This window comes from Parapedobacter composti (assembly GCF_900112315.1).
Taxonomy (GTDB): domain Bacteria; phylum Bacteroidota; class Bacteroidia; order Sphingobacteriales; family Sphingobacteriaceae; genus Parapedobacter; species Parapedobacter composti.
On record NZ_FOLL01000036.1, the window covers coordinates 1 to 10824 of the forward strand.

Annotated in this window: 8 protein-coding genes; all 8 read right to left on the reverse strand. The window is 36.9% G+C overall.

From position 1 onward, the window contains the following. Positions 1-444: 444 nt before the first annotated feature. On the reverse strand, positions 445-1935 hold the full coding sequence (locus BM030_RS19155; RefSeq protein WP_090975218.1) for a class I SAM-dependent DNA methyltransferase: 1491 nt from the start codon (positions 1933-1935) through the stop codon (positions 445-447). Positions 1936-1938: 3 nt separating this feature from the next. Then, positions 1939-2748, reverse strand: coding sequence for an HNH endonuclease (locus tag BM030_RS19160; protein WP_090975219.1), 810 nt, complete (start codon positions 2746-2748; stop codon positions 1939-1941). After that, positions 2745-4292: an AAA family ATPase gene (locus BM030_RS19165; RefSeq protein ID WP_090975220.1), complete on the reverse strand. Its 1548-nt coding sequence runs from the start codon at positions 4290-4292 to the stop codon at positions 2745-2747. Before BM030_RS19165 ends, BM030_RS19160 begins: the two co-directional genes overlap by 4 nt. After that, positions 4279-5571: a restriction endonuclease subunit S gene (locus BM030_RS20095; protein WP_211657669.1), complete on the reverse strand. Its 1293-nt coding sequence runs from the start codon at positions 5569-5571 to the stop codon at positions 4279-4281. Before BM030_RS20095 ends, BM030_RS19165 begins: the two co-directional genes overlap by 14 nt. Position 5572: 1 nt before the next feature. Beyond that, positions 5573-6301 (reverse strand): DUF5131 family protein, encoded by a 729-nt coding sequence (locus BM030_RS19175; protein WP_090975221.1) that lies wholly within the window; start codon positions 6299-6301, stop codon positions 5573-5575. Positions 6302-6303: 2 nt separating this feature from the next. Continuing rightward, the gene (gene tcmP / locus BM030_RS19180) at positions 6304-7425 is read right to left on the reverse strand and encodes a three-Cys-motif partner protein TcmP (RefSeq protein ID WP_090975222.1); all 1122 of its coding nucleotides are present in this window, start codon (positions 7423-7425) and stop codon (positions 6304-6306) included. 1 nt (position 7426) lies between these two features. Then, positions 7427-10210, reverse strand: a complete 2784-nt coding sequence (locus BM030_RS19185; RefSeq protein ID WP_090975223.1) for a type I restriction endonuclease subunit R — start codon at positions 10208-10210, stop codon at positions 7427-7429. A 343-nt stretch (positions 10211-10553) separates the two neighbouring features. Beyond that, the coding region (locus BM030_RS20100; RefSeq protein WP_211657670.1) for a hypothetical protein at positions 10554-10824 on the reverse strand (271 nt) is incomplete at its 5' end.

Sequence of the window (10824 nt, forward strand, 5' to 3'; positions counted from 1 at the left end):
TACAATAACGAAAGGCCACATTCATCGCTGGGGCAGTTGACACCGACAGAGTTCCTGTTGAAATATGGAAAACTCTCCGAGTTTCCCACATTCCAACAGGATAGCAATAGCAATTCTGATTGGAATTCTTTAGTTTTGAATGTAGCTAGCTAAGGGAAGATTACAGGAGCACTCAGCTTCAATTTTGCACGTCACCGCCAATTGAGGCAACACGCTGTTACCAGCTGGCGTTCTTGTCCACCGTGTCTGTAAACCATTGTCTTTGTTGAGTTTTACTGTCATTGTCGTGTCGGCTTGTGTGTAGGGTGTTTTATTTTTTTTGAAGCGTTGGAAAAAATATTTTGAAATTCTTTTGGGGTGGAAAGGTGGAAGCTCTTTTGCAAGCTTTGGTCTGTGCTTGGGCTTGTGGGGCTTGCAAATGTGCTTACACCTGTGCGATGGCTTTTAGTCCTTTCCATTTATTGTAATCATTATTTCTCTGAAACTTTCCAGTCCTGCTTCAAGGTTTTCAATTATTTCTCCTGCTAAAACGTCTGGGTCGGGCAAGTTGTCAAGGTCGGCAAGTGATTTGTCTTTTATCCAAGTAATGTCAAGCGATGTCTTGTCACGGTTGATGATTTCATCATAAGTGAACTTTCTCCAACGTCCTTCTGGATTTGTGTCTGCGTTATAAGTTTCTTTTCGTTTGTGTCTGTTGTCGGGATTGTAGCAATTGATGAAGTCTCTGAGGTCTTCAAGTTTTAGCGGATTCTTTTTCAGTGTAAAATGAATGTTGGTTCTGAAATCGTATATCCAAATGTCCTTTGTCCAAGGTTGTTTTGATGCAGGTTTGTTGTCGAAGAAAAGCACATTTGCTTTAACACCTTGTCTGTAAAAAATACCTGTCGGCAAACGTAGAATTGTATGCAAGTCGGTTGTTTCCATTAATTTTTTGCGGACTGTTTCACCTGCACCACCTTCAAATAAAACATTGTCGGGCAAAACAACTGCTGCCTGTCCAGTGGATTTCAACATTGTTCTGATGTGCTGAACAAAGTTTAATTGCTTGTTACTCGATGTTTCCCAAAAGTCTTGTCGGTTGTAAGTGAGTTCGTCTGTTTCCTGTTCTCCTTCTTCGTTGGTAGCTGTCATGCTGCTTTTTCTCCCGAATGGCGGATTGGCTAAAACATAATCAACTCGCAAACCACTGTCCGAAATCAAAGCATCAGCAGGAGAGATGAAGTTCTCACTTTCAAAATCTCCGATATTGTGTAAAAACAAATTCATCAAACACATTCTTCTTGTGTTTGGCACAATTTCATTTCCGAAAAATGTTTTGTGTTTTAAAAAGTGTTTTTGCGTTTTATCTAATTTCTGTTTTGCAATAAAGTCATAAGCCGCCAAAAAGAAACCACCAGTTCCACAAGCAGGGTCAGCAATGGTTTTCATGGGTTCAGGTTGCACACATTCCACCATTGCACGAATCAATGCTCTTGGCGTAAAATATTGACCTGCACCGCTTTTGGTATCTTCTGCGTTCTTCTCTAAAAGTCCTTCGTAAATGGTTCCCTTTATGTCTGCTCCAAGTGTTGCCCACTGCTCTTTATCAATCATGTCAATGATTTTGTAAAGCATGGCAGGTTCTTTAATCTTGTTCTGACTTTGAACAAAGATTTGTCCTAAAACACCTTTCTGTCTTGAAAGCACATTCAGCGTTTTGGAATAATGTTGTTCCAGTTCATCTCCACGTCTTGAAGTCAAGCTTTCCCAATTATGTTCTGTTGGGATTGGCAGCTTTCTGTTGTAGGGTGGTTTGCTGAATTCATCAGCCATTTTCAAAAACAGCAAATAGGTAAGTTGTTCTAGGTAGTCACCATAACCCACGCCAATATCTCTTAACGGATTACAAAAACTCCAAACCTTACTTACTATTGCCGATGTATTTTCGTTGCTCATTATTTAATTTTTTGCATTCTTAATTTCATTTGGTAACCAATGGTCAATGACATATCGTCTAAAGGCTAAAAATTCATTTTCAACATCTTTCAAATCTGCCATAAACTTTGTAACAATTGTTTTAATTGCTACGGTTTGTTCTGCTGGTGTTGGATTGTCTACAAAGGCAGACTTGAGGTCTCTTCGCAAATCATCAATTATTTTTTTTCTTCTATCCTTTAAATAGGTTCGGTCTATACGACAAGTATTAATTGTGTAAGTGAACTTAGCATCAGCAGATGTTATGTTTCCATCATCATGGAAGGCAATTCTTCCATAAGGATTAGTCACTTCTGGATTAATTAATTCAGGATTTTCGTGAACATCATATCCATTGCTTAATGTGTTTATATTTCTAAGATTAGTATTACTTACTGTTAGTGTGGATTGCGGTGGTGTTATTTGAAAGTTTGTGCTTTTATATTCATTGCAATATGCACAGGCACTTATCAAGTTATCCCATGAATATGCAAGCCAGTAATATGTCTGTTTTGGTCTGTAATGCTCTACATGAAATGATTCAACCTTCTGTTCACAGTAAGCACATTTATTTTTATAAAGAGAAATTAATTGCCTTTTAATGTCACGAGTCTTATATCTGGAATTATAAACATTTGTGTCAATGAAGGCACCATTTGCTATCAATTCAAATCTTCTTTTATTAGTAGTTTGTGCAGTCCTTGAAACATTTCCAGGATGGAAATTAACCTTCCTTGGCGGTCTCAAAGATGGAGGTGTTTGATTCATTGATAGATTTTTGTTAATCTTTATCATTTCTTCTTAAGTTCTTCTTTAAGGATATTTTCAATTAAGTCATCAACTTCTTTGTCGCTAATGAATACTTTGCCTTGGTCTTTCTGTTTTTGCAATTCTTCTTCAATCTTTTTTGCAATTCTACTTTGTAAGAAGCTATCACTTGTATCAACTGATTCAGTTTTACTTGAAATTCTTGCATCTTCCAAGCCAAATAATGGAGAGGTAGCAAGAGAATTGAGCATCATGTGGTCAAGATTCTTCTTGAAATACGCTTCACTTGAACTGGTCTTTCCAGTTTTAGGATTCCTATAAATTCTATATATAACTGCTTCTTCTGATGCTCCCTGAATGATTGTTGGACTATGCGTTGTAAATACAAATTGGATATTTGGAAAGAATGTTCTCAACTGACCAATTATTCTTCTTTGCCAGATTGGATGAAGATGTAATTCTATTTCATCTAGTAAAACAACCCCTTTGAAATCTTCAAGTCTGCTAATTTTTGGTTGTGATTGCTGAAACCTATAAATCAAATCTGAGACCCAAACCATGATGTTTTTATAACCTTCTGAAAGTTGGCTGAAAGAAAGTTCAAAACCTTTTTCTTTGAATTTTACTCCTTTTGCTGAAACATCAATTTCAACATTACTTTCCAAAAGTTCCTGAAATAAATTTTGAATTGTTTTTAATGGAATCCAGTTTGGCAAGTCCTTTTCTTCACCTATCATGTTTTGCGAATCCAAACGCTTTTCCATTTCAAGCAAAAAGGTCTGGTTCATCAATCTTTCTGGGCTGTATAATTGTAAGTCAGCATCATACAAAGACATAAAACCGTATTGTTCATACTTATCGCTACTATATCTACCACGATGAACGCCAAATGCATAGAAGTTTTTTAAATGAACAATCTTTTCCCCGCCATACCTAGTGCCGTCTGTGTCTCTTGAATTAAGACGTGCTGAGCTATTTGCCTTTATTATCTCTTTGATTTTACCGGTATATTCAAAATTTGTGTTTTTGTCGATTTCTCTACCGTTAAAGGCGAGATGAAGAGCCATTAGAACTAATGATTTTCCGTCACCGTTTTCACCAAGTAAATACACTTCTTTTGCTCCTTTTATTTCTCTGAATTCAATGCTTTCTATTGAAAAGAAATTCTTTACACTGAAAGAGTCTATGTATGAGTAATTGTTTTCTTGAGCAATTTTATAAATCTCACTTAGTTGTCTATTTTGAACGAAAATATCATTTAGGTCTTTCAATAATTTTTGCTTGTAGGTGTAAACAGTATACGGGTCAATATTTTTTAGAAGTTCTTCTTTCTCAATTTGTCTTGAAATGTCAGTTTGCTGTTCAAAGATTTCAATGAATGAGGGGATATTGAATGTCGTTGAACTAAGATTCAATTTCTCTTTAGCAAGTTCAGTGAAGCGGTCTTTTACATTCAGAACAATTTTATTTTCCTTTTCTTCTTTTAGTTCAAACGCAATACTCCAGCCTTCTCTGTCTAGCAGACTGTTTACATATTGTTTCAATATTTTTAAAAGGTCAGATAGTTGCATGTTTTAATTTTGATGATTTTTCACTCTTTGCTACTTTCTCCTTCTTCTCAGGCTTCCCGTTTCCTTTTGCTGCTCTTATTCTCTCCAACAACTTCTCAGCAGGTTCATCATTGGAGTCTTGCGGAACGAGTTTCCCTTCAAATGCTTTTTTAATGATGCTCAAACGCAAGGCTTCTGCCTGTTGCAAACTGCTTTCTATGGTTTCTTCAATCTTATCACAAACGGAAAGGCGAGATTCGATTTCCTGAACGATTAAATTTTGTTCAACTGGGGAACATTTAAAAATGGGATATTCTGCTAATTCTTCAAATGACACTCTGGGTCTATCGCCTGACGTTTTTTGATTAGCAAATCTTACAAAATCACGTTGATGCAAAATGTATTTTAATAGTTCAGGGTTAAAGTCGTTTAAACATTCCATTATTATAAATTCACCTGAACATACTCCATCAAATTCAGCTTTATAGACTTTATTTAGGTAAGGTCTCATTCTGCCATACAAAACGTGATTAACCTTGAATGAATTTCCTGCACTCTTGAATTGGTTGAATTGATAAGTCATAAATGGTTTCAGTGCATTTGATTCAATACAATCCATTCCAATAAATTTTGATTCAGGCATTTCTGTTGGAAGTGCTTTAATACTTACTTTTCTAACTATTTCTCCAAGAGTAGTTTTTGTCCAACCTTTTGGCAACTCTCCATCTTTAACATCTTTATTCGTCAACTTCCCTTCAAATGCCCATTTCAAAACAGACTCTCGATAAACTTTTAATTGTTGTTTGGTTGTTTCTAAATACTCAATGCCTTTATCAAGGTCGGTGAGTAATTGTTCGAGTTTGGCAATTATTCTTTTTTGCTCGTTAAGTGGGGCAATTGGAACTGGCATTTGTGAATATTCAGAAATCCAAAACCGCTTGTGTGTTTCGCCTTTTAGGTGAATGGTTTGCATGTAATAATATGCCAACTTGATATTCACTAAATCACAAGTAGGTTGTAAAATCTTCATTGCTGATGATTTTACCTTGAAAGGAAAATTCACAAACTGTGTTGCAGTTGTAAAGTCATCAAAAATTATCGTAGGCAATTTGGTGAAAATGCCGTCTGTTTCGTTGGTGTAACCTTTTATAAATGATTTACCTGCGGTCAATACTGGTGTTGGGTAATTATCTTTGTATTCAGTTGACGTTACGATATAGTTAGTCGGCTGGATATAATCCAACAAATCTTCAAACTTGGCAATCGTCCAGCCTTTTGGTATTGTCTCTAATTCAATCATTCTACAATTCTTCTTGCTCGAATTCGGGCATTTCTAAATATTTTTTTCCGTCAAGCAAGTTGCCTGTTTTCTTTTTGTTTGTGCCGCCCCATTGCTTGAAGAAGAAAGCAACATCCTTTTTTTCGCATTGTTGCTTTATATCTAAAACCCATTCTTTTTTCATGGGTCTTGGTTTTCTTCCGCTTTCACCACCAACAATAACCCAATCAATGTTTTTTAAATTGAGTTTTGGTAATGGACCAATCAATGGTTCACAACTTAAAAATTTAGTTCTTGCATTGGACTGTCTTAATAGGTCAATGCGTTTCATGGCTTTCTCATTTTCTACAGAAACACCCATCCAAATGTTATGCGACCAGTCAAGCCAACCTTCTTTATCGTAGTATAGCATTACATCAGCTCTTTTGGTTAATACTTGAAAAACGTGTTGTGGATTTTCTTTCATCACCCTGAAAACCTTTTGAATAAATTCAATTGGAACATCTTTGTGAAATAAATCACTCATTGAATTCACAAAAACAACTTTTGATTTTTTCCAAGTGTAAGGAGTAGCTAATTCGTCTTCATGTATAGTAAGTTTAAATTCATTCTGATATTTTTCTACACCCATTGCCTTCAAACGCTTTGCCATAACTTCTGCATAGCAAAACTTACAGCCTGCTGAAATTTTATCGCAACCCGTAACTGGATTCCAAGTCATTTCTGTCCATTCTATGCTTGATTGTGCCATGATTATTTGGTTTTAATTTGGTAAATATCACTTTCCTTTAAGCGATGAATATTTGTAATTTTCTTATTGAACTTTCCAACTATTTCAATCTTGTCTTTTATTTCTTCAATGACTTCAATATAAGCCCTTGTTGGAACTCCATTGAGTAAAGCGTGTTTCATGCCGTCCAAATTATTACTGATTTTTCTTGTTAGAATAGCCTTTTTTAGCTGGTCTTTGTAGTCATTAATTCGAACTGTATTTGTTTCTGTATAAAAGAGGGTATTGGGTTGGTAGTCATTATACATACTGAAATTAGATTCTCCTGATAGTTTATCTTTATCCCAACATACTTTTAAAAACTTTTCCATTCCTAACGTATGCCCAGTGCCGAAGATTAAACCGTAATAGTTTGAACCCTTTTTGATTGTAAATTGATGCAGGTAAAACTCGGTGTTCTTTGGAATCAGCGTTCGGAAATAATTTGCAACATATTTATGACACTCTTTGGGTTTGCTCTCATCAAAGTTGATTCTGTTGGTTTCAAAATACTTTAGAATATAAGGGTGTTCCTTGAAACGTCTGATGAATGATGAAGAAATAAAGAATATGAAGTCCGTTCTTGGAGATTCTGTTAGCTTTTTAAAAACATCATTATCTACTTCCTTAAATCCGTATTGGTCAAGTAAGATGAACTTTCCATATTTTGGATTATTTAGAATTGTGGAGACTGTTGGTCTTTCAAATACTTCTTTGAAATCGAAACTTCCATAACCCACATTGTAAACACATTCACTTCGTCCGCAATTTGATAAGCACTCAGTTAAATGGTTTGTAACATTCGTTTCTAATAATGTTCTTTTGCTTTCAATCTTTTCATTATATCCAAAAACCACTCTGCCTTTTGGAACTTTGCTGCAAAACATTTGGTCTTCGCCTTTTGCTTCATCCAATAGAATTAGCGGGCTTCCATGATTATTTTCTGAATCAATTCCGCTTCCAGCAAAGAAGTCATAAATAAAGACCTTCTCAACAAAAGGGCTATGAATGAACACGGGAAGCCACTCTTTGAAACATTCTCTGAATATTTCAAGCTTTAGTTTTGTTGCATCATCAAATGCTTTTTTGTTAATGTCTTTAGCCATTTTATGCTGCCAGTGCTTCGTTTAGTTCGTTAATAATTTCATCCATCTGCTCTCCAAACAATTGCCACATTTTGCCTTTGCCACCTTCTGCATCAAAAGGCGTGTAGTCCAAATCGTCAGCATCTAAATGTATGCTTGTGGCAATATGGTCTTTAATCATTCTCAACCATTGCATTTGTTCTTCGGTAAATCGGTTGTGTTGTCCTGCATTCTTTTTCAAAATCCAGTCACGGAAATTCAAATCCACTTTGTTTGAATAATCTATCAATGTGGAATCAACTCCCGAAATTCTGCGGAGCAATGAAACCAATGCAATCAATTCAGATTTTGGGCTTCCTGTAGCTTTTTCCAATTGCTCATAAGCACGCCAAACTTGCATAGGTGCAAGTAAAGGTCTTTCTAACTTCAATTTCTCCAATACTTCCTGAATCATTTTGTAATTCAGTTCACGTCTGCGATAGGGTTGAGTGTAAAATATTTGTAAAGCTGTGATTTCGTCCTGATGTTGAGCAATCCATGTTTTAAAATCTGCAACAAGGTTTTCTGCTTTCTCTTTGCTGTCGGTTGCCCAGCCCTTATTCAGTAAAGTATCAGGGTTTGTTATGTCTATGGTTTGTTCGTGTGCCCTGCGAACATTGTCTATATACTCACGCAAGTCGCTACTATGAAAAACATTTGCTGCTTTATCTTTCAGTTCGTCATGCAATTTGTTGAATGCTTCTTCTTTTGCCATTGGAGATTCTCCCGCCATTTCAGTTTCAACTTTGGCTTTCAAATCGTCCAACACATCAGGATTATATGCCTGCAACAATTCGTTTACTACTTGCTTTAGGGTTTTGCCTTCTGCCTTTTCGCTGAATTGTTGTTTTTCCTGCTCTGTAACTTGCTTTTCTAATCTTGTTAAGCGGTTTGCCAATGAAGAAAACAATTCTTCATCACGGTTTCCAACGGCAATTGCACCTAATAAATCTTTAAGCGGAACGCCTGGCTTTTTCTCTAATGGTCGGCTATCACTTTTTATGCTTTTGGTTACGCCAACGGCATCCACAATTACAAAGTGGTCTTTGGTGTATTTGGCTGTGGGTGTTACTTTTCTTAAATCGTCAAGGGTAATGATTCTCGTTCCCCTGCCTTTCATTTGTTCAAAGTAGTTTCTACTTCTTACATCTCGCATAAAAAGCAGACATTCCAAAGGTTTTACATCTGTTCCAGTGGCAATCATGTCAACCGTTACTGCTATTCTTGGGAAATAGTCGTTTCGAAACTGAGCCAAAACAGACTTAGGGTCTTCGTCTTTGTTTCGGTAAGTAATCTTTTTGCAAAAGCTATTTCCTTCTCCAAATTCTTCTCTCACAATGTTGATGATGTCGTCAGCATGTGAATCTGTTTTGGCGAAGATTAAAGTTTTCGGAATCTCAAATTCTCCTTTGTCCGTTAAGCGGTCGGGAAATATTTCAGGTAAATGCTCTTTAAAAGTTTTGATGATTAGCCTGATTTGATTGGGATTTACAATTTCCTTGTCAAGTTGATTGGCTGTGTAGTTTTCGTTTTCGTCTTGCAGTTCCCAACGCTTTTTCCTTGATAGCTTTTCTCTGCGTTCTACATATTCGCCTTTCCAAATTGTTCCACCTTGTTGCGTGATTTGTGTTTCAATCAGAAAAACATCAAAGCCAACATTTACTCCGTCTGCAATGGCTTGTTCGTGGGTGTATTCACTCACAATATTCTGATTGAAATAACCAAAGGTTCTGTTGTCGGGTGTTGCCGTTAAACCAATTTGAAAAGCATCATAGTATTGAATCACTTGCATCCACAAATTGTAAATACTGCGGTGGCATTCATCAATTACAATGAAATCGAAAAATTCAATCGGCAATTTTTCATTGTAAACAACTGGCATAGGTTCTTTTGGTTGCCAGCGTTCATTTGGATTTTCTTCTTCGGCTGCTTCTTCTAATTCCGTTCCTTTCAGAATAGAATAAAGTCTTTGAATGGTACTGATATAAACATGATTGTCGGTAGGCACATAGCTTGATTTCAAGCGATGCACTCCATACAATTCAGTAAATTTTCGGTTATCGTCATTTGGCAGAAACGACATGAACTCTTGTTCTGCCTGTTCTCCAAGGTTTTTGGTGTCAACCAAAAACAAAATGCGTTTTGCTTCTGTGAATTTCAACAAACGGTAAATGAAGGAAATCGCAGTAAAGGTTTTGCCTGAACCCGTTGCCATTTGAATTAAAGCCTTTGGCTTAAATTCTTTGAACGAGCTTTCCAGTTTTGTGATTGCGTTTATTTGGCAATCTCTCAAACCTTCGGTTTGCAAAACAGGAATGTCCAACAAACTTGCCCGAAGTGATTTTTCAGTCTTCAGCCAAGTCCTGAAAGTTTCAGGTCTGTGAAAAGTAAAAACTGGTCTTGAACGTGGCTTTGGGTCTCGGAAGTCCGTGAATCTTGTTACATCACCTGTGCTTTCATACACGAAAGGCAATGGGTCGTTATTCAGATATTTTAGTTTGCTGTTAGCATATTCATTTGATTGTTCTTCAACAGTTGTCAGTCGGTGTCCTTCTTCTTCTCGTTTTGCTTCAATTACTCCAACTGGCTTTTTATCAATGAATAAAACGTAATCTGTTTCTTTTCCGTCCTGTGTCAAATAGTAGCGAACAACCACACCGAGAGCAGCATTCAGGTTTATTTTGTCTTTGTCCTGAATAACCCAGCCGCAAGCAATCAATTGCTTGTCAATGTTATCTCTTGCTATTTGTTCCGGGTCTTGATTCACTTTTACTTAAATATTTACAGTTTTTAGTCGGTTAAAATACGCAAAATAAACCTTGTTTTCGTTGTTGAACTCGGTCTTTTGTGCGTTGGCAAAATTGGCTCTTTTGGTTTTGCCTGTGTATCGGCTTGCGGGTAGGGGCAAAACCAAATGTGCCAATGCGGGCTGGCAGAATTTCAAAATATTTTGTGCGGTGGGAAAAAAAATAAAACTCAGAAGGGTCGGCAATGAGTGTCGGCTTACTCGTTGTCCGTTTGTTATATCGTTTCTATGTCTTTGGTCACCTGTCAAAATGGTTTACTTTTTTCTCGTTTAAGTTCGTGTCTGTCTGCTGTGTCGTGTCGTTTTACGCTTGCTGGTAACGTGCCGGCGGCTTTGCGAAGTTTCGGTCAGAGCGCAGCTCTAGGACCGGAATTTTGCAAAACCGCTTGATGTACGAAGTCCGCGCAGCGACTGAGTGCATCAGGCGGTGAAAGCCGCCGGCACGATGTGACGCAAGGAGCGTAGCGGATTGCGTCACATCTAGTAAATACACGCAACTCTCTCTGTTAATTGTGTTTTGTAGAGAATTGTTAATCAATGTATTGACTTGGTTTTCTGTATTGCGGATTTTATTA

Coding starts and splice junctions, on each gene's coding strand:
- BM030_RS19155 (WP_090975218.1), bottom strand. CDS start 1,935: ATGAGCAACGAAAATACATCGGCAATAGTAAGTAAGGTTTGGAGTTTT.
- BM030_RS19160 (WP_090975219.1), bottom strand. CDS start 2,748: ATGATAAAGATTAACAAAAATCTATCAATGAATCAAACACCTCCATCT.
- BM030_RS19165 (WP_090975220.1), bottom strand. CDS start 4,292: ATGCAACTATCTGACCTTTTAAAAATATTGAAACAATATGTAAACAGT.
- BM030_RS20095 (WP_211657669.1), bottom strand. CDS start 5,571: ATGATTGAATTAGAGACAATACCAAAAGGCTGGACGATTGCCAAGTTT.
- BM030_RS19175 (WP_090975221.1), bottom strand. CDS start 6,301: ATGGCACAATCAAGCATAGAATGGACAGAAATGACTTGGAATCCAGTT.
- tcmP (WP_090975222.1), bottom strand. CDS start 7,425: ATGGCTAAAGACATTAACAAAAAAGCATTTGATGATGCAACAAAACTA.